The 23,458-nt window shown below is 52.8% G+C and carries 19 protein-coding genes and 2 tRNA genes; 4 read left to right on the top strand and 17 right to left on the bottom strand.

The features are described from left to right. Window positions 1-587 precede the first annotated feature (587 nt). Window positions 588-1,214 (top strand): alpha/beta hydrolase, encoded by a 627-nt coding sequence (locus JRI95_10005; GenBank protein MBW2061879.1) that lies wholly within the window; start codon window positions 588-590, stop codon window positions 1,212-1,214. 200 nt (window positions 1,215-1,414) lie between these two features. On the opposite strand, the gene JRI95_10000 is transcribed toward JRI95_10005, so the two are convergent. From JRI95_10000 to serC, 14 genes are all read right to left on the bottom strand, one after another. Further along, window positions 1,415-2,371, bottom strand: a complete 957-nt coding sequence (locus tag JRI95_10000; protein ID MBW2061878.1) for an RluA family pseudouridine synthase — start codon at window positions 2,369-2,371, stop codon at window positions 1,415-1,417. Window positions 2,372-2,542: 171 nt separating this feature from the next. Continuing rightward, window positions 2,543-3,025: a CarD family transcriptional regulator gene (locus JRI95_09995; GenBank protein ID MBW2061877.1), complete on the bottom strand. Its 483-nt coding sequence runs from the start codon at window positions 3,023-3,025 to the stop codon at window positions 2,543-2,545. A gap of 554 nt (window positions 3,026-3,579) precedes the next feature. Next, the gene (locus JRI95_09990) at window positions 3,580-5,607 is read right to left on the bottom strand and encodes a sodium-translocating pyrophosphatase (GenBank protein ID MBW2061876.1); all 2,028 of its coding nucleotides are present in this window, start codon (window positions 5,605-5,607) and stop codon (window positions 3,580-3,582) included. After that, on the bottom strand, window positions 5,607-6,200 hold the full coding sequence (locus tag JRI95_09985) for an aminoacyl-tRNA hydrolase (protein ID MBW2061875.1): 594 nt from the start codon (window positions 6,198-6,200) through the stop codon (window positions 5,607-5,609). The genes JRI95_09990 and JRI95_09985 overlap by 1 nt, the downstream gene beginning before the upstream one ends. Before the next feature lie 33 nt (window positions 6,201-6,233). Continuing rightward, window positions 6,234-6,920 carry a 50S ribosomal protein L25 gene (locus tag JRI95_09980; GenBank protein ID MBW2061874.1) on the bottom strand — a complete coding sequence of 229 codons (687 nt, stop codon included), beginning with the start codon at window positions 6,918-6,920 and terminating at the stop codon, window positions 6,234-6,236. 51 nt (window positions 6,921-6,971) lie between these two features. Then, window positions 6,972-7,913 (bottom strand): ribose-phosphate pyrophosphokinase, encoded by a 942-nt coding sequence (locus JRI95_09975; GenBank protein ID MBW2061873.1) that lies wholly within the window; start codon window positions 7,911-7,913, stop codon window positions 6,972-6,974. Between the two features lie 33 nt (window positions 7,914-7,946). Further along, window positions 7,947-8,021: transfer RNA gene (locus JRI95_09970), tRNA-Gln, on the bottom strand. A 122-nt stretch (window positions 8,022-8,143) separates the two neighbouring features. Further along, window positions 8,144-9,022: a 4-(cytidine 5'-diphospho)-2-C-methyl-D-erythritol kinase gene (gene ispE, locus JRI95_09965; protein MBW2061872.1), complete on the bottom strand. Its 879-nt coding sequence runs from the start codon at window positions 9,020-9,022 to the stop codon at window positions 8,144-8,146. Between the two features lie 62 nt (window positions 9,023-9,084). After that, a complete protein-coding gene (locus JRI95_09960) occupies window positions 9,085-10,554 on the bottom strand; it encodes a DegQ family serine endoprotease (protein ID MBW2061871.1) in 1,470 nt (489 codons plus the stop codon). 33 nt (window positions 10,555-10,587) lie between these two features. Beyond that, window positions 10,588-11,013, bottom strand: coding sequence for a DUF1844 domain-containing protein (locus JRI95_09955; GenBank protein MBW2061870.1), 426 nt, complete (start codon window positions 11,011-11,013; stop codon window positions 10,588-10,590). 311 nt (window positions 11,014-11,324) lie between these two features. Further along, window positions 11,325-12,434 (bottom strand): glycosyltransferase family 4 protein, encoded by a 1,110-nt coding sequence (locus JRI95_09950; GenBank protein MBW2061869.1) that lies wholly within the window; start codon window positions 12,432-12,434, stop codon window positions 11,325-11,327. A 325-nt stretch (window positions 12,435-12,759) separates the two neighbouring features. Continuing rightward, the gene (locus tag JRI95_09945) at window positions 12,760-14,097 is read right to left on the bottom strand and encodes a hypothetical protein (GenBank protein ID MBW2061868.1); all 1,338 of its coding nucleotides are present in this window, start codon (window positions 14,095-14,097) and stop codon (window positions 12,760-12,762) included. A 347-nt stretch (window positions 14,098-14,444) separates the two neighbouring features. Next, complete coding sequence (locus JRI95_09940) at window positions 14,445-15,383, bottom strand: 3-phosphoglycerate dehydrogenase (protein ID MBW2061867.1); 939 nt, start codon at window positions 15,381-15,383, stop codon at window positions 14,445-14,447. Between the two features lie 78 nt (window positions 15,384-15,461). Then, the gene (gene serC, locus JRI95_09935; GenBank protein MBW2061866.1) at window positions 15,462-16,550 is read right to left on the bottom strand and encodes a 3-phosphoserine/phosphohydroxythreonine transaminase; all 1,089 of its coding nucleotides are present in this window, start codon (window positions 16,548-16,550) and stop codon (window positions 15,462-15,464) included. 487 nt (window positions 16,551-17,037) lie between these two features. Here serC and JRI95_09930 point away from each other — a divergent pair, with 487 nt between their 5' ends. Together JRI95_09930 and JRI95_09925 are read left to right on the top strand one after the other, a co-directional pair. Beyond that, window positions 17,038-17,733 (top strand): FHA domain-containing protein, encoded by a 696-nt coding sequence (locus JRI95_09930; GenBank protein ID MBW2061865.1) that lies wholly within the window; start codon window positions 17,038-17,040, stop codon window positions 17,731-17,733. Window positions 17,734-17,798: 65 nt separating this feature from the next. Then, window positions 17,799-18,569, top strand: a complete 771-nt coding sequence (locus tag JRI95_09925; protein ID MBW2061864.1) for a Stp1/IreP family PP2C-type Ser/Thr phosphatase — start codon at window positions 17,799-17,801, stop codon at window positions 18,567-18,569. Window positions 18,570-18,718: 149 nt separating this feature from the next. On the opposite strand, the gene mnmG is transcribed toward JRI95_09925, so the two are convergent. Both mnmG and JRI95_09915 read right to left on the bottom strand, forming a co-directional pair. Next, the gene (gene mnmG, locus JRI95_09920) at window positions 18,719-20,584 is read right to left on the bottom strand and encodes a tRNA uridine-5-carboxymethylaminomethyl(34) synthesis enzyme MnmG (GenBank protein ID MBW2061863.1); all 1,866 of its coding nucleotides are present in this window, start codon (window positions 20,582-20,584) and stop codon (window positions 18,719-18,721) included. Between the two features lie 18 nt (window positions 20,585-20,602). Then, on the bottom strand, window positions 20,603-21,898 hold the full coding sequence (locus JRI95_09915; protein ID MBW2061862.1) for an adenylosuccinate synthase: 1,296 nt from the start codon (window positions 21,896-21,898) through the stop codon (window positions 20,603-20,605). A 231-nt stretch (window positions 21,899-22,129) separates the two neighbouring features. Here JRI95_09915 and JRI95_09910 point away from each other — a divergent pair. Further along, window positions 22,130-22,206, top strand: a tRNA-Arg gene (locus JRI95_09910). 719 nt (window positions 22,207-22,925) lie between these two features. On the opposite strand, the gene JRI95_09905 is transcribed toward JRI95_09910, so the two are convergent. Beyond that, window positions 22,926-23,384, bottom strand: coding sequence for a site-specific integrase (locus JRI95_09905; protein MBW2061861.1), 459 nt, complete (start codon window positions 23,382-23,384; stop codon window positions 22,926-22,928). Window positions 23,385-23,458 lie beyond the last annotated feature (74 nt).

Below are 23,458 nucleotides of genomic sequence, written 5' to 3'. Positions count from 1 at the left end.
TGGAAAGGCTTTGCCGGAGTATTTTGTGATCGTCAACAAGAAGGAGGCGTATGGTTTCCAATGCAACCCCTATATATAATTATCAAGCTGGATCATAATAGCAGGATCTTGTCTCCCTGCCTTATGCACGCTCAGGTTTTAGAATTGAAAGAAGCGTGCAGGTATCTTTCTTCACGCCCGGTATTGTCAGACAGCTTTGAGGCATAATTACTTTAATAGGGATCAAGAATGGACCCGAATTAATTATGCTTCATAGTTCTTACGGCTACCGGAAACTTTTCACCCGAAGGGATTCACTAATTTTAGCTTTATCATGCCAGGCTGGATCGGTCAAGGTCAAGAGGCGTCCTTTTTCCCTGAGACTAGGGTAGTCCCTGATTCAGCTCCGGGGAACGATCTTGATCCATGGGAATTACCCTTGTCATTGTTCATCCTATCGTTTAAAAATACATTTTATCCGGGCAACCGGCCGCGGCAAGGAACAAAGCGCTGACATTGAGTCCAACCTGAACCGACGAAAGGCAGTTCCATTCCTGTGAGCAAAGGCTCTAATAACCGCTTGATTGGAAAAGGAGAACAAGACCGAGATGACTGAAGAACTGATTTTCATTCCATCGGGGAAGATCAAGCTAGAAGCGAAAATAAAGCACAATGATCCGAACCGGGGCGCGGTTGTAGCTCACCCCCACCCGCTGTACGGCGGCTCGATGCATGATTTTGTGGTGAGTCTCGCAGTCTCCGCCCTGGCCGAGGCGGGCTGGACCGTTCTCCGCTTCAATTTCCGAGGAGTCGGACAGAGTGAAGGGACCTTTGACGAGGGCGTCGGGGAGGCAGAGGACCTCGCGGCTGCGGCCGGTTATCTGAAGGAAAATGGTATGATGCAGATCCTGGTGGCGGGATATTCTTTTGGCGCCTCGATCGCCCTCAAAGCCTGGCCACAACTCAAAGGTCTTGATGTTCAGCCGCTGATCTTAATTGCCTTGCCAGCGGCCTTAATGAGCTTTGACTTTGTGCAGCTTAAGCCAGAAGTTGGGTTAATGATCTGCGGCGGCCGGGACGATATCGCCCCGCCTGATCTGGCCCGGGCCTTGGGCGCGAAACTCTTGAGGCCGATCGAACCGGTGATCATACCCGGGGCTGATCATTTTTTTGGAGGCGGTGAGGAAGCCCTGACTCATGCCTTAAAGACCTATCTGCACGAGGAAGTTAGCTGAAGTGTAATGGCTAAGACATGACCTTACAAAGATCACGGGCAGGGTTCGATTTTATGAGGCAGCTTCTAAATTGATATTGAACTTTTGATTACCAGATGCAGGCCTCTATTCAAAGGGGCTCCCAAAGACTGATCAGACGGGGCCGCATACAGTCAGGAGCCGGGGGGCGTCCCATCCTGCTGGACCCAATATTTGACTGGCTAATTTATCTCGCTTTTTTCCAACGCCTCCAGGACGCGAGAGATATCCTCAGGTAAGGCCGCCTCAAAAGTCATCTCCTGGCTCACGGCTGGATGAATGAAGGTTATGCGCTCGGCATGAAGCATCTGCCTGGTGACAAGACCCTTTAGCATTTTATTTTTCTGAAGCCATCCCAGACCCACTCCATAGACACGGTCACCAAGGATGGGGCAGCCAATGGAAGCAAGATGGACTCTAATCTGGTGTGTCCTGCCGGTCAGGATGTTTAATCGAAGCAGGGAGACGCCTTGACCGAAACGCCGCACCACATCGAAGCGGGTCAAGGCCGGCCGGCCAGAAGGTGACCTCGCGGACATCCGTTTCCGTCGCACGGGATGCCGACCGATAGGCGTATCAATTTGACCCTGGTTTGATCTGGGCCATCCCCGGCACAGAGCCAAATAATATTTTATGATGCGGCCCTTTTTAAACTGTTCGGCCAGAGCGTGATGGGCTTTGTCTGTTTTGGCCACCACCATAACCCCGGAGGTATCCTTATCCAATCGGTGTACGATGCCAGGCCTGTTTTCACCCCCAATACCGGTCAGGTCCGGGCAAACGGCCAGCAAGCCCTGTACCAGTGTCCCGGTCTGATGTCCGGCCGCCGGATGCACCACCAGTCCGGCGGGCTTATTGACGACAATCAACTCCCGGTCTTGATAGAGGATATCAAAATATATATCCGGTTCTGGCGCCAGACGGCTCGGGGATGCGTCGGGGACAATCAGGGAGACTAACTGGCCTTCTTTTAAATTAAGGCTGGGTTTGGCCGGGGTCTTATTTACCTGAACGTGACCCTGGTCAATGAGGCGCTTTAATCGAGATCGTGAGAGGTCAGGGTTTCTGCGGGCTAAAAAACGGTCCAGCCGTTCGCCATGACTGCTGGCCGGAATATGATATTGGAAACTTTGGGCCACAGGCTTAAGACCTGGATTATGAAGATAACGGTTACGACATTCGATCCGACCGTCCTGTAGATTACATCTCAAACCCTCTGGAACCGGCCTTTTTCAGTGGACGGATCAACAAGAGCCAGATGAAATTTCGGCCAATTAAAACAAGGCTGGACAGGATCAATTTTTGGTTTTTTAGTTATTGAAAAAATCGAGTATCACACTCTCGACCTTGCTCTCGGTTTGATCTTCAGCCGCGGAAATCTCTTTGACCAACAGGCTAAGGGCCGTATCCAGCAGTTTTCTCTCCCCAAATGAGAGTTCTTTGATTGCTTTTAATAAATAAAGATCCCGCAGAACCATGGCCACTTCAAATACCGATCCGGTCTTGATTTTCTCCATATATTCGCGGTATCTGCGATTCCAATTCTGGGTCTCCACGGAGATATTTTTTTTCTGCAGAATGGTGTAAATCTGGGAGACTTCCTTGGGGTCAATGAGTTCGCGCAACCCGACATTGTCTACGTTTTGCGTGGGGATCATAATAATCATATTATTATCGAGGATTCGCATTACATAAAAGCGCTGCTCAAGACCGGAAATATCCTTGCTCTCGATAGCTTCAATCCTCCCAACTCCATGAGAGGGATATACTGCTAAATCTCCCACCTTAAACATTCACTGAAATCCTCCTGTTAAAAAATCAAAAGCACAAGAGATAATAATACTTTTTTTTTCAGAAATAGTCAAATTAAATCTTTAAAAAGTTTAACCAGACGGTCATTTTCACCCCGCCTCATTTTTTTAAGGAAGCAAAATTAACAATCAGCTAATAGTGATATGTTTTCGAGCGGCAATACCGCGTACCAAGTGTTATACGTCGAGCGAAAAATGCTCAGCGGATATATTTTTCTTTACAATCAGGGTTGATCGGAACTAGTAAAAAATCAGTCGCTTTGAGTTTTTGGGAAAAGAAAAAAACGAGATGATCTTTGTTTACCAGCAACGATATTAATTAATAATATTTTTTACATTAAGGAGACGCTGCTTAACGTGTCATTTTAAAAGGCGCACCTGCCACAGCAGCGAGTTGCTGGAAGAATTGTTCGTCACGTTAGCTAATGAGTTATTTACAGCCGCACTTTTAAAGGAAAAGGACCGGTCACGTATAACCGGTCCCTTTTAGTGCGTCAATTGACCCGGCCGGGTGAATCCCGGCCTGAGCGGCTGGTTTAGGCCAGCAAGCCGGTGTACTTGGCCAGCAAGGGCGCGATAACCAGGGAGACGACGGACATCAACTTGATCAGAATATTCATTGACGGCCCTGAGGTGTCTTTGAATGGGTCTCCCACTGTATCACCGACGATGGCAGCCTTATGGTTGTCTGAACCTTTACCGCCCAGGTTGCCTTTTTCAATATATTTCTTGGCGTTATCCCAAGCACCACCACCGTTGGACATGAACAGGGCCAGGAAAGCCCCCATCAGTGTAGCCCCGAGGAGCATACCTCCCAGGGATTCCTTTCCCAGGATGAAGCCGACCATGATCGGGGTTAGGACGGCGATCAGGCCTGGCAGGATCATCTCTTTGAGTGATGAGTTGGTGGCAATGGCGACACAGGTCTTGGAATCCGGCTTAACGCCCGGTTTGCCTTCCAGCAGACCGGGGATTTCCCGGAACTGACGACGAATCTCTTCTACCATTTTAAAGGCGGCCTTGCCAACCGAGGTCATGGTCAGGGAGGCGCACAGCATTGGAATTATCCCACCGATAAAGACGCCGATAACGACCATGGGGTTGGTGATATTAATTATTTCAATCTTGGCCGCCTGGGTATAAGCCACAAACAGGGCCAAGGCCGTCAAGACAGCCGAACCGATGGCAAAACCCTTGCCAATGGCTGCGGTCGTATTACCCAGGGCGTCAAGCGAGTCGGTGATCTCACGAGTCTCAGGCCCCAGACCGGACATCTCAGAGATACCCCCGGCATTGTCGGCAATCGGTCCGTAAGCGTCCACGGTCATGGTGGCCCCGACCGTGGCCAGCATGCCGACCGCGGCGATGCCGATGCCATATACTCCGGCGAATTTAAAGGCGATAAATATGGCGATGCAGATGCACATGATCGGCAGCCAGGTTGATTGCATGCCAACGGCCAGGCCGCTTATGATAACCGTGGCCGGACCGGTCTCGGACTGCTCGGCGATTCTCTTGACCGGAGGACCAGAGGTATAGTACTCGGCTATAAGCCCGATGGCGATCCCGGCGAAGAGCCCGGCTAAAATGGCCCAGAACACGCCTAGCGGCAGGTTCAGACTTCGGTTGATGAAGTAAGTCACAAGAATGAGAAAGCCGGCGGCAATAAAGGTCGTGTACCTTAACGCCGACGCAGGGCCGATTTTCCTGAGAATCCTGATGGAAAAGACCCCGATAAAGGAACAGATAAGACCGCCCATGACCACCAGAAGAGGCATGGCCATGTAATTCATACGATCAACTCCGCCCAGCGCCGCTATACTCATGGTCGCGCCAATGGCAATGGTGGCAATGACCGACCCGACATAGGACTCAAAGATGTCCGCACCCATACCGGCAATGTCACCCACATTGTCTCCCACATTATCCGCAATGACACCCGGGTTGCGGGGGTCATCTTCTGGAATGCCAGCCTCGACCTTTCCAACCAGGTCGGCTCCTACGTCAGCGGCCTTGGTATAAATGCCGCCACCGACACGAGCAAATAAGGCAATGGAACTGGCGCCCATGGCGAAGCCGTTGATATATTTGGCTGTTTCCGGATCGCCGCCGAAGATCCAAAACCAGAAGCCGATCCCCAGAAGACCCAATGAGGCCACGGAAATACCCATGACCGCCCCGGAAAAATAGGATACATTCAGGGCCGCGGGCTGGCCGAGTTTGTTGGCTGCTTCCGCGGTTCGGGAGTTGCCTCGGGTGGCCGCACTCATACCCATCAGACCGGCCAGAATGGAACACAACGCCCCGGTCAAAAAGGCTATTCCGGTCCTGTAATCCACTACCAAGGCCAGCAGGACAAAGACAATGACGATAAAGACGGCCAGATAGGAATACTCCTTCCTTAAAAAAGCCATGGCGCCGTCATGAATCATGGTCTCGAGTTCCTGCATGGTTTCGTTGCCATTAGGCTGCCTTTTGACAAAAAGAAAGATCAGGAAAGCCACTAGCAACCCAATGATCCCCAGGAACGGGGCAACACGTGTAAAATCTGATAACTGGTCCATTAAACTACTACCTCCTCATTAGAATTCAATCCCTTGCGATTAAAATGCGCTTGAGCTTCAGCCAACCCCTCACAGAGAACCAATTCGGCAGCCGTCACCGCATTCCTCACCGCGCTCTCAATAGGCTGCTCTTCCTCGGGCCTAAATTGACTCAACACATACTCTTCCGCGGCCATTGATGGATCTGGGCGGCCAATGCCGATCCTGATCCGGGAGAAATCATTGTCTTGCAGGTGCCTTATTATCGAAGCTACACCCTTGTGTCCGCCGGCCCCGCCGCGCCCTGTGACTTTTATCACTCCAACCTCGATATCCAGGTCATCATGCACAACCAGAATATCGGGTCGGGCCAGATCAAAATAATCCACCAGCCGTCTGACGGCCTGGCCGCTATGGTTCATGTAGGTCTGTGGTTGGGCAAGGAGAACCTTAATTCCGGCCACCTGCCCTTGACCGAGGAGACTTTGGTGCTTTTTTTTAACTAGCTTGACACCATATCGCTCGGCTAAACGCTCAACAACCCTGAAACCAAGGTTATGGCGGGTCCGCGCATACACTTGACCCGGATTGCCCAAGCCGATCACCAGGTGCAACCGACCTCCCAAGGATTATAACCCCGCTTGTATTCATTCCTTAATCTTTTGAGGCGGCCCCTCCTCCGAAACCGGAGCGGGTTCTCCTTCGGCTGCTGCTTCCTCAGCCGCTTCCTCTTCAGCCTCAGCCTCTTCAACCTCTTCCAAAGCGCCTTTCGGAAGAGACACGATGGCTATAGTGGCGCCGCCGTCTATTTCGACCTTCACACCAGCCGGAGGCTCAATATCACTGACGCGAACGGAGTCGCCAACGTCCAGTTCACTCACGTCCACTTCAATCTGTTTCGGTATCTCATGTGGCAAAGCGGAGATCATCAGTGATCGCTGAATCTGCTGTAAAATCCCACCGCTTTCCAGACCAATCGGTCTGCCTGTCAGGAGCAGAGGGACCTCGAACAGAAGCGGCCGGTTTAAATCAACCTCGTAAAAATCAGCGTGAAGCAGTTCCCTCCGCACGGGATCAACCTGAAAGTCCTTGATCATGACCGTGGATTCATGGGACGAACCATTGTCTTTAATATGAAGCTGAATCAGGAATTGGCCATCCTGGCCGGAGGAAATAGCTTCCCTGAGCTCGGAAATACTAACGGTGATGGGTTGAGGCTCTCGTTTGGGGCCATAGAATATGGCCGGCGCCAATCCCTGGCGACGAAGCTGACGGTTCGCCCCTTTCTTCTTAGGGGAACGAACCGTGGCGTTTATGGTTATTTTGGTTTCCATTTCCCTGCTTCCTCCAAAAACGGCAGACCGCCTTCTACCCTGACGCCGGGGCTAGACAAAAAGCGAACTGACAGAATCCTCCTGATGGATGCGACGAATGGCTTCCCCCAGCAGATTGGCTACAGACGTCACCTTGATCTTCCGGCTCTTTTTAGCCTCTTCCGAAAGGGGGATCGTATCGGTCACCACCAGAAATTCCAGCGGCGAGTTCTCAATCTTTTCCAGGGCCGAGCCGGACAGGACCGGGTGGGTGGTTAAGGCGATAGCTTTTTTCGCACCATGATTCACGATGGCATTCACAGCCTTAACCATTGTCCCGGCGGTGTCAACCATGTCATCCACCAGGATAGCGGTCTTGCCTTCCACATCGCCCACGAGGGTCATGACCTCGACATCATTGGTTCCGATCCTGCGTTTATCAATGATGGCGAGGGTACAATCCAGACGCTTGGCGTAAGCCCGCGCCCTTTCCACGCCGCCGGCATCCGGAGAAACGATAACCATGTCCTCGAACTGCTGCTCACGAACGAAACTCAAAAGCAGCGGCGCCGCGAAAAGATGATCTACCGGTATATCGAAAAAGCCTTGAATTTGACCGGCATGAAGATCCATGGACAGCATCCGCTTGGCGCCAGCCACGGTAATCAGGTCAGCCATTAATTTGGCGGTGATGGGCACGCGGGGAGCAACCTTGCGGTCCTGGCGGGCATAGCCGTAATAGGGAAGAACCGCGGTGACGCGCCGGGCCGAGGAACGCTTCAGGGCGTCAATAAGAATAAGCAGTTCCATGATGTTCTCATTGACCGGCGAACAGGTGGACTGAATGGCAAATACATCCCGGCCACGAACGTTCTCGCCCAGCTCGACCAGGACCTCGCCGTCCGAAAAACGGCGCACGTGAACCTTGCCTAGAGGCAGTGATAAATATTCGCATATGGCCTTTGCCAAGGCCGGATTAGAACGACCGGTGAAAAGAATCAGATCATTATTCATGGATTAAATCAGGTCTATCGCAGTTATAATGTTTGGCTGGGGTGGGAGGATTCGAACCTCCGAATGCAGGCTCCAAAGACCTGTGTCTTACCACTTGACGACACCCCAGTGAATTGCTTCACATCTTTTGCCAGGCGCACTGCATCTCAGGATGAAACGCACTCATAGCTTTTCGGTCATTCATTAAAAAGAGGCGGGCTTCTCGACCGGTAAAGCTGCCTCTCATAATCTCAAAACTGGGGCGACTTAAGGTTCCGGGTCATGATGATGACCCACTTTCCTCTATCCAGCTCATTCAATTTGGTCCGGGCTCGCTCTGCATCCTGCCTTTGAAAAAAAACCCCGAAGACGGTCGGCCCGCTGCCGGTCATCAAAGCCTCAATCGCGCCGTGGGCCAGTAGCTGATCTTTCATGGCCTTCACTTCTGGATATCGAGGCATAACGACCGATTCCAAATCATTATACATGACACGGTCGAATGTGAAAGAGCCCTCATTTACGTGTGAATATATAAGCCCTTTGCGGGTGGATGTCAACTTTAATTTGTAATTTTTGTAAACCCAGCCCGTAGATAGGGGCCAGCCCGGATTGATGAGCAGAAAATAGCAAGGCTCGGGCAGCTCAGGCCCGGGTGAAAGCAGCTCCCCAATGCCTTTAGCCAGAGCCGTGGCGCCAGGGAAGAGAAAAAACGGGACATCTGCGCCCAGGCTCAAACCCAGTTTAAAAAGCCGGTCCTGGGTCAGCGGCGAACCATAGAGATCGTTCAAGCCCTTTAAAGCGGCGGCCGCATCCGAACTGCCGCCCCCCAGCCCCGCGGCCACCGGAATGTGCTTCTCCAGTCTTAATTCCACTTTTGGCTCAAATTCAGTGGCCTGAAAAAAGGCCCTGGCGGCGCGGATGACCATGTTGTCCTCATCAGCCGGGAGGTCGGCGCCCAGAACCTCGAACTGGATACCCCGGCCGCGGCGCACCAGAAGGAGCCTGTCAGCCAGGTCCAGTTTGACCATCAGGGTTTCAAGGAGGTGGTAACCGTCAGACCGGCGTCCAACAATGGAAAGGTGAAGGTTCAGCTTGGCCGGCGCCAAAAGACTAAGGGCTGGTGAAAGCATATTTTCAGCGTTAGCCTCAGGTCCTGGACCGCCTGCGGCCCTGACGGGCGGCCTGAAAGGAATTACCCGGTCTGCAATGTATAGAACAGGGTGTTGGGTCCTCGCTTGACCAGAAAGAGAGCGATCTCCTTCTTCTTGATCCTGCCTATGGCGTCGTGATAGGTTCTCAAGCTGTCTATGAGCTGATGGTTGATCTCCAGGATAAGGTCGCCCGGTTTAAGCCCGGCTTCCTGGGCCGGGCTGCCTTCAGCGATGCGGCTGATGATCACGCCTGCATTCTGATCCACCTGATAGCGGCGGGCCAGTTCCGGGGTGAGTTCCTGCACGCTGAGCCCGAGGATTTCCTCCCTGACGGGCTCGGGCCTAGCGATTCTTTCTTCCCTGAGTTCACCCAGCTTCACCCTGATCGTTTTTTCCTTGCCGTCGCGGATGATTATAATCTCGGCCTCGCTACCAACAGGGGCCGCGGCCACCAGGGCCGGCAGGTCAGACCAGTCTTCGATTTTCTTTCCGTTAAAGGCAATGATTACATCGCCGCGCTTGATCCCAGCCTTTAGGGCCGGACCGTCGGGATCCACGTCCGCCACCAGGGACCCGGACCGGTCCTTGAGTTTAAAAGATTCAGCCAGTTCCGGGGTGATTTTCTGGATGATGATACCCAGCCAGCCGCGAACGACCCGGCCTTTTTCTTTGAGTTGAGCCACAATGTCTTTGGCCAGGTTGGCCGGAATGGCAAAACCGATCCCCTGACCGGCCGCACTGATGGCCGTGTTGATCCCGATTACCTCGCCGTCCAGATTAAGAAGCGGCCCGCCGGAGTTGCCAGGGTTGATGGAGGCGTCGGTCTGGAGGAAGTCGTCGTAGGGGCCAGCGCCGATGACCCGACCCTTGGCGCTGATGATCCCGGCCGTCACGGTATGGTCGAGACCAAACGGGTTGCCAATAGCGACCACCCAGTCCCCGATCTTGATGCGGCTTGAATCGCCCAGCTTCACAAAAGGCAGATCTTCCCTGGTGTTTATTTTTATCAGAGCGATGTCGGTCTTGAGGTCCCGGCCGATAACCTTGGCCTTGAATTCCTTTTCATTGGAGAGCCGCACCACGATCTCCTCGGCATTTTGAACCACATGATTATTGGTGATAATGAATCCTTTGGGATCAATAATAAAGCCGGAGCCCAGGGACCGCTGCCGGCGCTCCCGGGGCGGCAGCTGGGGGCCGAAGAATTTGTCAAAGAAATCAAAGGGATCTCGAAATTCATCAGGCCTTTTTGGCTGGCGCGGGGTGCGGTAAGTAAAAAACCCGCCCCGGTCTTTGACGACCCTGACCGTAGAAATATTCACCACGGCCGGGGAAACCTTGGCGGCCAATTCCGAGAACGACGCCGGAATCATCCGGCTAGCCTCAGCGGCCCGGGCAGATTGATACTGTCCAGCCAGGAGCAAAGCAGCCGCAAGCAGGATGATCAAGGCCGGGCCTTGCACCCGGGAACGCGTCTTAAGCAAGAAGTTTGACATTCTTATGGTCTTCATTTCTAATCTCTCCTGTGTTTCCATGGCCGACAGCTACTTGGCTGCGGCTATATATTTCATTCTAAGTTCATAAAGAAGATTTTCAAGCAGGTTTGCTTCATCTTCCTCCAGGTTGCCTCTGGTTTTTTCCTTGAGCATCCCGAGGATATCAATGGTCTGCTTGGCCAGACCCAGGTTCTTGGAGGTCTGCTGGGTGTTGGGATCGGGTATCTCGCCCAGGTGCAGGAGAACCGAGGTGCTCAGGGAAAAGATGAACGTGGAAAAGGTCACCTCTGGCAGCGGCCCAGCCTCAGCCGCCTCTTCCTGACCCACGGTTTCCTGTGGAGGTGTTTTTTCCGGCTCCGGCTCGGTCTTTGCCTCAGGCTCAGTCTTATCAGCCTTATCAACGGGTTCACCCTCGGTTGTGAAATGCCGCCGATCCTTGATCACAAACTCTTTTTCTTCTTCTTCATCAGACATGTGAACTGACTCCTCACTCGCAACGGTTCAGGGATCAACCCTTGCAGTCTGCTGGGCCCATGAGATCAAAGGCCCACCTTGCTCAACAAATAAAATGAACCACACCTGCTGACTTACCTGAAACCATTTTTTCAGGTAACGACCTAATTTCTCATTGAAGTTTACCATATATAAGATGCGGTATCAAGGTGATTGCGTGCCGGGATTTGTCCGAAACGGTATCATGGCGAATCAATAATTTTAAACCGCAGAGCGGTATTAAATCCGGAAACCAATATTCAGGCAGGAACCGGGGCTGAGCCAAAAAAAGCTCACCTGCGGCCAAGGACGCTCAGGTACACCTCTTCCGTTTTATCAATCATCTTCTCAAGGGTTGCGTTTTGGAGCGCCTTCTCCCTGGCCGTAATTGACATGGCCTTTGCTTTTTCAGGGCTGCGAAAGCTCGCCAGGATCGCCTCCTTGAGGGCAGCCGGGTCTCGAGGCGGCGCCAGGAGGCCGGTGCGGCCATGCTCGACCACCTCGGTCAGCCCTCCGGCCGAGGAAGCGATCACCGGAATCCCGGCCAGCATGGCCTGAAGTATCGCCTGCGGCACGCCTTCGTTCTTGGTGGAGGGAAGGACAAACCGGTTCATGGCTGAAAGGATTTGAGGCGTGTCCTCCCGATAACCGGCAAAAATTACTTTATCCATGACGCTAAACGACCGGGCGCGCTCCTCCACGTAACTTCGGGCCGGGCCGTCTCCAGCCACCAGGACTTTAAGGCGAGGAATCTCATCCCCCAGCAGCTTTACCGCCTCAAACAGAAACTCATGGCCTTTCCAGCTGCGAATAATGGCCACGATTCCGAGGACATAATCATCCTGAGACAGATTGAATTCGCGGCGCACTGGTGTCGGGTCCAACCCCGGTCGAAATCGTTTTTCATCCACGCCGGTGGGAATGGAAACGATTTTTTCCGGATTAAACCCGTTCACCCTGACCATGATGTCCTTGATGACCTGGCCGCAGGTGATGACTCGGTCCGCCAGCCGCATGTAGAGCAGTTTTGAAAAGAAGGAGTCGCTGATATCAGCGGAGATATGACGGCTTCGAATCACCGGGACGCCGACCAGGCGGGCGGCCAGGGAGGCGGTCCAGCTGTCTATGGAGCTGTGCGTCTGAACCAGGTCCACCCTGTTTCTTTTGAGGTAAAGGGCCAGAGGAATGATGGTTTTTAGATCGAGAGGGGCTAAAAAAGGAAAGGTCTTCGTGGGGATTCCCTTGTTCACCGCGGCCTTAATGATGGGGCTGCCCGGTTTGCAGGCTAAGGTGACGCGGTATCCTTTTTTCAGGAAGCCTTCGCAATCGGCAAGAATGCGGATTTCCTGCCCGCCCCAGCCCCGGGACCATTCCGTGTGCAGCAGTTTGATTGGACGATTCATTTTCCTCCCGAGTTTACAGGATGATGCAGCCCTTGTGGTTGTCAAAATTATGTCCGTTTGAATGAATACGAGAATATCAAGATCAGACCTTTTCAATCAAAATGTATTTTTAACATTCGCTCTATTATATCTGACCCGTTGTTTATAAGCGCGTTCGTATTAGTCTTGGCCTTTATTGACACATGAAAGACCAGAAATATACGGGCGGGGATAAACCCCGCCCGTTTCCAAAGCTTGAAAATAGCTTCATTTCCTTCAGGGGTACTTTTCCCATAAAAAAGCCCCGGGAACCCCCGGGGCTTTGGTTAGGGTATAAATCAAAGAGCTAGAAAACCAACCTTAATTCTCCGTCTATGTGTGTGTGGTTGCCTTTAGCGCCGAACATATCCTCCCAGCCGTCCTGCGGCATGAAGTAACCGACATGCAGGCCAAGGGTCAGGCCCTTCACGATCGTGTAGGCAAGACCACCGTCAACCTCCCAGCCGAGCTTCTTGGAAGCGCCAGCCGCCACCTCGTCGGCCGTTATGTAACCGCCGGCAAAATGCAGTATGATCTTCGATGTCAGGCTGTAATCAAGGAAGGCCGTTATAAGATTCAGGTTGCGCGTATTGAAAAGGAGGCCGTCATAATTACCAAAGGCCGCATAGAGAGGCTGGAAATTAGATCCGGCACTGCACCCTACGGTGAGATCGTTGCTGGTATCCTGGCCGTCGGTGTGGTAGTACCCGAAGCCGGTTAAGACCGGGCCCTTTTTATACTCCACGGCAAAAGAATATTCCATGGCTTTGATTGCCTGGGAGTTAAGCTCTGTTTTGGTGCCAAGGGCATAGGTCTTCCTCGTGCCAAAGAAACGAGTGACATTAGCGGCGACGGTCATTGGACCGAACTTCTGGCCGGCATTCACTTCAACTTTGTATTTGTCTTCGTTAAGTTCATAGGTGGCCAAATCAGAGGAGTAATAATTCCGCGTTAAGTAGGTGATGAGGGCAATTCCGCCTCCTTTCCACTTGTACGTATTTTTCATCCAATAGAGATCGTAGTCGGAGTCAACGCCACCCAAGGCTGTGGCATCACTGTCGCCCTCAAAGATCTTTCCATAGAGCAGCATGATGGACCACGGGCCCATGCTTGGTTGGCCGTACGCGGCGCCACGGGCAAAGATGATACGATCTCGCTCGCCGCCCACCATCCATTCGCTTTGTTCATCCCAGGTTCGCGGAGCGCCGACCTTGGACCGGCCCGTGCCCCATAAATAGGCAGGGGCAGCCTGATAACGGCCGAAGCGCCACCAGCCCCACGGTAACGCGATCTCCATCTTGGCCACGGTCACCCGGGCAGTATTTGGCTGCGCGGCCCCTGAAAGCGCGTTCGTTGTAGCCTGCGGGTCAACTTCTTCACGGCCCCATTTTTTCTGTAAGGCTTCTATTCTGGTGCTAAATGCAAGCGCCGGGTTGACCTGGAATTTCATGTTAACCATCATTCCCATGTCCATAAAGGCCTGGGTAACGGCGTCGCTGGTATCTACTGCGGCTCCAACGTTGGTTAGACTAAAGCCGCGATAGTAGGCTTCACCACTTACCTTGAGCTCGGTCTTAGCCGCGGCTGGCATTGTCATAGCGACCACGAGAGCGGCCGCCAGGCTAAAAAGCAAAATTTTCTTCATAAATTCAGTTCCTCCAAAATTGCTGAATGATTAACTCAACTTAACTACCCAAAAAAACCAGTCTTTTCTCATTTCTCAAATTAACCGTTTTGGCCTCATCACCTCCTTTTCTTCCCCTCTAAGGGGCAAATTTCTCCCTATATATTTTTACAATGATGAAATAATAGCATAACTCTTGAAAGGAAGTCAATAAAAAAAATCTATTTTTTTTATGATTCGGGCATGTTAGTCTCATGGCCTTTGACGCTCCAACCTGGATTATTTTTCTGTGGGGCAGGCTTTCCAGCCTGCCCGGACAGGGCTGAGGCTCCTGAATTAAAATTTATTCAAGCAGGGGTTTGCCAGGGTTAAACGTTGACCGCGTTGACGGTCTCGCCGTCTTTGAGGTACCTGATCATCTGGTCCGCTACGGCCACGGCCACGTTGATCTGGGCCTCCAGGGTCGAGGCCCCGAGGTGGGGGGTGCAGATAAAGCTGTCCAGTTCCAGGAGCTTGTGTTCGCCCGGCGGTTCGACCTCAAAGACGTCCAGAGCCCCTCCGGCGAGCTTGCCTGACTTGAGGGCTTTATAAAGCGCGTCTTCGTTAACGATCCCGCCCCGGGCGCAGTTGATGAGGTAGGCGCCGTCTTTCATTTTAGCGATTGTTTCGCTGTTGAACAGACCGGTTGTTTCCTTGGTCCTGGGGATATGAATGGTGATGAAATCGGAACGGGCCAGCAGTTCGTCAAAGGAGACTGGTTCGCCGCCGGCTTCCCGAATCTGGCCGTCGCTCAGGTAAGGGTCGTGGGCCAGGACGGTCATCTTCACGCCGCGTCCCAGCTCGCCCACGATGCAGCCGATATTGCCAAATCCGACCACGCCCAGGGTCTTGCCCATGATCTCCCGGCCCTGGAGGGCCTTTTTTTCCCAATTACAGGCCTTGAGGGAGGCACAGGCCCGAGGGAGATGCCGGGCCAGCGCGAAGATCATGGCCATGGCCAGTTCGGCCGCGGCATTGGAATTCTGGCCGGGAGTGTTCATGACCACGACGTTTCTGGTTGCGGCCGCCGGGATGTCCACGTTATCCAAGCCGGTTCCGGCCCGCCCGACCACCTTGAGGTTCTGAGCCGCTTCTAACAGGTCAGCCGTGACCTTGGTCGCGCTTCGAATAACCAGGCCCTCGTAGTTTTTGATAATGGCCTTTAGCTCATCCGGGCTAAGCCCTGGTTTTTCATCCACCTCAAACCCGGCCTCCTTGAACTTCTGGGCGCAAGATTGATGGGCCTTATCGCTTATGAGAATCCTCACCTTTAGAGCCTCCCTTTCTTTAACCAGATGTCATATTATTAATTGATATACTTTATTCTAAAACCAACCTGATTAAAATCAGCCGTTGGCCCGGGAAAAATCCTTCATAAAGGCCGTCAGGTCCTGCACCGCCTCCAGGGAGACGGCATTATAGATGGAAGCGCGGCAGCCGCCCACGGAGCGGTGGCCTTTCAGACCCCCGAGACCATTCTCTAAGGCCTGGGCTATAAACTTCTTCTCCAGGTCCTGAGCAGGCAGCCGGAAGGTGACGTTCATCCTGGATCGGCTGTCTCTGTCAGCCGTGGGCCGGTAAAAATCGCCATCATCCATGAGGTCATAAATCAGGGCCGCTTTCTGCTCGTTCAGACGCCCCATGCCTTGCAGTCCGTCTTCCATGGTTTCTTCCAGCCACTTCAGGGTTAACTGGATGACGTAAATGGCAAAGCAGGGCGGGGTGTTAAAGGTTGAATTCTTGTCAGCATGCGTCCTGTAGCTGACCATGCTGGGCAGGTTTTCAGGCACGCGTTCGAGCATGTCTTGCCGGATGATAACCAGGGTCACCCCGGATGGCCCGAGGTTCTTCTGAGCGCCGGCATAAATCAGGCCGAAAGGGGTTACGTCCAGGGGCCGGGACATGATGTCCGAAGACATGTCAGAGATCAGAGGTACGCCCCCGGTATCCGGGAAAGCCGCCCACTGGGTTCCCTTGATGGTGTTGTTCGAAGTCAGGTGCACGTAAACCGCGCCCGGAGAAAGCTTGATGTCCTGGGGAATATAGCAAAAATTTCTATCTTCAGAGGAGGCGACCACATTGATAGAGCGGTTTAAAATCTCGGCCTCCTTGATGGCCTTGGTTGACCAGGTGCCGGTGTTTACATAATCGGCCGTATCGTTTGGACCCAAAAAATTCATCGGAACCTGGTAGAACTGGGCGCTGGCGCCACCCTGGAGAAAGAGAACTTGATAGGTGTCGGGCAGCTTGAGAAGCCTCCTGACCCGGTCCTTGGTGTCGTTCAAGACTTCATCAAAGGCCGCGGAACGGTGACTTATTTCGAGAATTGACATGCCGCTGCCTTTGAAATTCAACATCTCATCCTGAATCTGCTCAAGGACCGGCAGAGGCAGGGCGGCCGGACCTGGGTTGAAGTTGTATATCCTGTTCTCCATCTTCCTCCCTCCAAATCTCCTGGCCGCGTTCGGTCTTTCAGAGGCGCTTTCAAGGCCTTCAACATAGAAAAGCGGGACAGCGGCCTGTCATCTTAAAACAAAGCGAGTTTAGTAAGTTGTCATCTTGATGTCAAGGTCAAAACTTGATAAAAATGCCTCCTAAAACTGAGGATTCAGGGTTGCGGCTCTTATGAAAAGGTGCCAGAGCGCTGGAAAATGATGGAACATGGTGCGGGTCTGTTACTCTTTATTATATTTACCGCGGTTTGAGAAAGCAGATCGAGAATTACTTATTAAGGAGGGGATTGGTACGCCACGAATTGAGAAAATTTGTTGACTTCCTTATTCTCTCCATGATATTTAATGGTTAAGATTAAATCACAAGATCATAACTGTGAGAGAGTTACATTAGAGAGGCGGAAAAAGACAGGTTGCTTTTTCTGAGCGTAATAAAATGCATCAACCCTAAAGTTGTGAAGGATGGGTTATGGCCAGATTGATCTTATCCTTACGGGGTAGGGAGCTTGACAAATTCCTACTAGGCCAGGGCAAGGCCGTAATCGGCCGCGGCCCGGAATGTGACATTTCCATTGACAACACCGCCATCTCGCGGAAGCATGCTTCGGTCGAGTTTAAGGACGGCGAGTACATCGTGACCGACCTGAACAGCTCAAACGGGACTTTCCTCAATGGCGCCAAAATTGAGAATCCTGAGGTCCTTAAACCCGGTGACAACGTCGGCATTGCTAAGTTCAATCTCACCTTCCAGGAGACTCCTCAGGCCGAAGTCCAGAAGCTCATGGGAGATGGCGCCGACCTGGAAGCCACGGTTGTTGTTGATGCGGAAAAGATGGTTCAATCCTTTGGTGCGCCTGACGCCGGCGCCACACCGGCCACATCCGGCCCGCGAAAACTGGTGGTGCTCAAAGGCAACAGCAGCATCAAGGAACTGGTCCTGGAGCGGGATGTAATCACCATTGGCAAGGCTGAGAGTTGCGATCTTGTGATCCCGGGCTTTCGGGTTTCCAAGATCGAAGCCACCATCAATCACAGGCAGAACGCTCATTACCTGAATCCCTTAAGTGGATCAATCAAGCTCAATACCCAGAAGGTAAGCAAAGAAACGGCCCTCAAAGTAGGGGACACCTTTTTCATTGGCAAAGCTCTTATTGCCTTTACCTGAGAAAGCTAACCATCAGGCCCGCCCTTCTCCTTGAATTGCCAGGGCGGTGCGGTCAGGTTTTTTTAATGAAGATAGAGTATGCCGGCCAATCCGATCCAGGGCGGGTACGGGAAAATAACGAAGACACTTATTTAGTCCTGCCTGAGTATGGTCTATTTGCCGTAGCAGACGGAATGGGGGGCCACAATTCCGGTGAAGTGGCCAGCGCCATGGCCGTGGAGACCTTGAGCCAGGACGCGGTGAAACTCCCTTCCCTGGACGCCAAGCTTCCCTGGTGGCAGCGGATTTTCAGGCGGCGTCATGAGTTCAATCCGATCCAGTTTCTCCATGAAGTCGTTACCAGGGCCAACGCCGAGATTTACAAAGCGGCTCAAAGCTCCCCCGAGAACAAAGGCATGGGCACGACTCTGGCCCTTACTCTCAAGGCCGGAGATGCCATTGTCACGGCTCATGTTGGGGATTCACGCATATACCGCCTCCGTGAGAACAAACTCACTCAGTTGACCCAGGACCATTCCCTGGCCACAGAACTTATCCGCCAGGGCGTTCTCACCCCCGAAGAAGCCCTTTATTCGGCCCCCAAGAATATTCTCACCCGGGCGCTGGGAGTACGGGAGGAGGTCAGCGAAGAGATCATTTACCACTCCCTCGAATCCGGAGACCTGATTCTCATCGGTTCCGACGGCCTGACCAATATGGTCGAGGATGAGGATATCGCCCGCATCATCGCCCGTAAAAATTTTTCCATCCAGCAGAAGGTCGAAGACCTGATCGCCGCGGCTAATGAGGCTGGCGGCGAGGATAACGTCACCGTTGTCCTGGTCAAATTTAGCTAGCCTCAGACCACCTGCTCCAGCCTATTCGGTTCGCTTAAAATTAATTAAATTCCCGGGCCGCCCACTGCTGAGCGGAAGGGTCGAGCCTTTGGAAGATTCCTGAGGGGGCTTGAGGTAAGGGCCTTAGAGGAAATCTCGCTTCGTAATTATCATAGACCGCTCAATTTTAGCTTTTTGAGATGGATTTCAAGAATGGCAATCGCGGCCGGAGTGATTCCGGAAATGCGGGCCGCCTGCCCCAGCGAAACAGGCCTGATCCTGGTAAGCTTTTCCTGAACCTCCCGGGACAGTCCAGGCAGACCTGCATAGACCATGTCTTGAGGCAGGGCTAGATTTTCCAGTCTTTTAAAGCGCGCCACCTGTTCGGCCTGGCGGCCCAAATAGCCGTCGTACTTGACTTCGATCTCAATCACCTCTGCCAGCTCCGGGGAGAGCTCGGCCACCCAGGAGGCCAGGGGAGTCAAATCCGTCAGGCTTAGCTCGGGCCGGCGCACCAGATCAGCCAGACTGACCGGTTTCTTCAGGGGAGACGAACCCAGACCGGCCAGGCAATCGTTAACCGACGCTCCCGGATTGACACGCCCTTGATACAACCGGGCGCGGGCCTTTTCCATAGCCGCCGCCTTTTTCTGAAAGGCCTGGTAAACATCGTCCCTCACCAGACCGACCCGGCGGCCGATCTCGGTCAGGCGGAGATCGGCGTTGTCCTCCCGCAAAATAAGGCGATACTCGGCCCGGGAGGTAAACATGCGGTAGGGTTCGTTCGTGCCCAGGGTGACCAGATCGTCAACCAGGACCCCGAGGTAGGCCTGGGATCGGTCCAGGATCAGCGGCTCCCGACCCTGGCAGGCTAAAGCGGCGTTGATTCCGGCCAGCAGCCCCTGGGCGGCGGCCTCCTCGTAACCGCTTGTGCCGTTAATCTGCCCTGCAAAGTAAAGCCCTTTAACGCGTTTGGTCTCCAAGGCAGGCAGGAGCTGCGTCGGGTCGGCATAATCATACTCGATGGCGTAGCCAGGCCGGACAATCTCGACCCGCTCAAGGCCAGGGATGCTCCGCAGCATGGCCGCCTGCACGTCTAAAGGCAGGCTGGTGGCCAGGCCATTGGGGTAGATCTCGGCCGTGTCCAGGCCTTCGGGTTCGAGAAAAATCTGGTGCCTCGGCTTTTCCGGAAAACGATGCACCTTGTCCTCAATGGAAGGGCAGTAACGAGCCCCCACGCCTTTTATCACCCCGCAAAACAGGGGCGAACGATCCAGGCCGCTGCGAATGATGCGGTGGGTTTCCTCATTGGTATAGGTCAGGTGACATGGAACCTGAGGCTGCGAAATGGTCCGGGTCATAAACGAGAATGGCCGGGGCGGATCATCCCCGGGCTGGACTTCGAGACATGAAAAATCTATAGTCCGGCCGTCCAACCGGGGCGTGGTGCCGGTTTTGAGTCGGCCCAGGCTGAAGCCCAAACCGTTCAGAGACTCAGAAAGCGCATTGGCCGCCGGATCGCCCATGCGCCCGGCCGGAAAGCTCCTGAGTCCGATATGAATCAATCCATTCAGAAAGGTCCCGGTGGTCAGAATGACCTTCCGGCCTTCAAAGACCTGACCGGCGCTGGTCTCGACACCGAAAACCAATGCTTCCTTAACCAGAATCCGGTCGGCCATGGCCTGCTTGATGTCCAGATACTCCTGTTCCTCCAGGACACGTTTCATGCGCTTGCAGTAAAGCTCCCGGTCAGCCTGGGCCCTTGAGGAACGGACGGCCGGGCCTTTGCGGGTGTTAAGGCGTCGGAACTGGATACCGGTCTCGTCAATATTTCTGGCCATCTCGCCGCCCAGGGCGTCTATCTCCTTGACCAGGTGACCCTTGGCCAGCCCGCCAATAGCCGGATTGCAGCTCATGGCTGCAATATGATCAACATTGATGGTCAGCAGCAGGGTCTTGACACCCATGCGGGCTGTGGCCAGAGCGGCCTCGCAGCCAGCGTGTCCGGCCCCGACCACGATCACTCCATAGGCCATCTACTCACCTTTTGTGGGCTAGCCTTTAAAGGGGTTCTTGAGCATAATTGACTGTTCGCGCTCAGGCCCGACAGATACGACGCCAATCGGGACATCGAGCAGGGCGGTCAGGCGGTCCAGGTATTTTCGAGCGGCAGGCGGGAGGTGGGACTTCTTTCTGGCGCCGCTTAAATCCTCAGCCCACCCGGACAGAGTCTCGTAAACCGGTTCGCAGCGCTGAAAGACGGTCGGGTCGGCCGGGATGTATCTGATTCTTTTGCCATTCAGTTTATAAGCAACGCAGATCTTGATTTTATCCAGGCCGGTCAGGATATCCAGCTTGGTGAGCATGATCATATCGAGGCTGTTGAGGCGCACGCTTTCTTTCAGCACCACCGCGTCCTGCCAGCCGCAGCGCCTGGGACGGCCGGTCGTGGCCCCGTATTCCTGGCCGCGGCTGCGCAGATACTTACCTGTTTTATCTTTGAGTTCAGTCGGGAAAGGGCCGTCACCGACCCGGGTGGTGTAGGCCTTGACCAAACCGGCCACGCAGTCAATCCGCTTCGGCCCCAGTCCTGCTCCGGCGCTGACAGTGCCTGCCACAGGATTTGAGCTCGTGACAAAGGGGTAGGTCCCGTGATCCAAATCCAGATGGGTCCCCTGGGCGCCCTCGAAAAGAATATTCTCCCCTCGGTGCACGGCCCGGTCAATCCGGGCGGTGACATTGACGACAAAAGGAGCCAGGAACCTGGCCCAGTTGGCGGAATCCCGGGTGATCTTGGCCCGGTTCACTGGTTTTGCATGATAATAATTTTCCAGGATGAAATTTTTCTCCTGCAAATTGGCCCTCAAGTTTGACAGGAAGTATTTCCGGTTCAGCAGGTCCACAACGCGAATACCGGCCCGGGCCGCTTTGTCTTCATAGCAAGGGCCGATACCGCGGCCGGTGGTGCCGATCTTTTTCTTGCCTTTTTTAGCCTCCCGCGCCAGGTCTAAGGCGTTGTGATAAGGCATGATCAGATGGGCGCGTTCACTTAAGCAAAGGTTCCTGGGGGTGACCTTTACGCCTCGGGCCCGCAAGCCTTTTATTTCGTTGATGAGCACGTTTGGATCCACCACGACGCCGTTGCCAATGAGGCACTTCTTGCCAGGGTGAAGGATTCCTGAAGGGATGAGGTGCAGGATGAATTTTTCGCGGTTCACCACCAGGGTATGCCCGGCGTTATTACCGCCTTGAAAGCGAACCACGGTTGAGGCTTGTTCGGTCAGGAGGTCTACGATCTTACCTTTACCTTCGTCACCCCATTGAGCGCCTAATACGACTAGGTTGGACATAACATCACCTCTTGCTTTAATCCCGGAACTAAAAGCCCATATGTTTATATTATACTGCCTGGGCAAAGTCAATTAATCCTCAGCACTTTGAGGCGTGCGCTTTTAATCGAGCATCAGGCAACGCGCCTGACCAATTGTTTAACTCAAGCCTTGACAGACATGAGGCACTCAGGTAAAGAAATTGATTATAAGGGCGGGCCCTAGAGATAAGCGGGCTGTTCTATATTGAAAGCGCTCGTAGCTCAGCTGGATAGAGCGTCGGACTACGAATCCGAAGGCCGCAGGTTCGAATCCTGCCGGGCGCACCAAATAAAATCAAGGGGTTAGCCAAACGGATTAGGTCCTTTTTTATTTCTTGTCACCAAAATGTCACCACTTTGTTCTTATCGTACTTACCGAAAATTCTATGATACTTTTTAAAGCGATCCAACATTTCTTCCTCATCAATGACCCTGGTTTTCATTAACTTTGTCGATTGATGGCTTAATAAGCTCCTTATAAACGTTGGCATACCTTGGCTGGAAGGGCATAGCGATAAAAAGTAAACTACCACCGACCTTGTCGGTGGCTTTCTGAAGATACCGACATCAGCATCTGACAATGTCATTCGCTGATGTCTTTCCAGAGTCGTAGCTGATCCTCATGAATTTGATCATTCTGTTGATTTTTTACATACTGTCGAATCACTTCGCGGTCAATACAAAATGATACTCACATCTATAGGTCGCATGAGACGATTTTTGGTAACCTTCCATCGGATTATCCACCTTGAGATTTTAATGGGGGTTACCTTATCACAGCCATTGCTCGCCAACAATGTTGGCTTGCTAAAGGTGTGGGGCCTCCGCCCCCACACCCCACCACTGACAATGTCAGTGGATTTGGGCTAAATTAAATTTCTATCAATAAAATTTCTTTGTGGATTAAAATCGTAGGGATACATTTCTTTACCTCCCTTAGAATTAAATATTTGAAATTTCATCAATTTCTTTTTCATCTTAGCTCCCAATATGTAATTTCCTTCTCTTCAATTTTTATTGTGTGTATATACATCTCTTTTCTCTCCAGGCCTTCCGAAAACGGCCTTATCAAGACGTGACGAAGCATCTCGATTGACCACGCTCATAAGATGCCCATATATGTCCATGGTAATATTGATTGATGAGTGGCCCATTTGAGCCTGAATGTATTTCGGGTGTTCGCCTTGATCGATTAAAAGGCTTGCGTAAGTATGCCTTAGGTCATGGAAACGGATATTTCTCAGGCCCGCACGCCTAAGAGTAGCCTTAAATTCTCGAATTATTAGGCCATCCGGGTCCATGGGCTTCCCTGCGTTGTTTGGAAAGATGAGATCAAGTTCATTTGGTGGACACGCTATTTCCCAGGCTTTAAGCTCGGTAATGACCGTTTCACCCAGGTCTATCGCCCTTTTGGAAGCCTCGCTCTTAGGGTCATGAAACTGACGGAAGGTATAGGTTCTCTTAATGTGAACTTGACTGTTGAATCAGTCTATATCTGACCATTTTAGGCCTAGAATCTCTCCCCTTCTCATTCCTGATA

It is taken from the genome of Deltaproteobacteria bacterium, from assembly GCA_019308995.1.
In the GTDB taxonomy this organism is placed as follows: domain Bacteria; phylum Desulfobacterota; class Desulfarculia; order Adiutricales; family JAFDHD01; genus JAFDHD01.
This window is presented reverse-complemented; position numbering and strand designations above follow the sequence as displayed.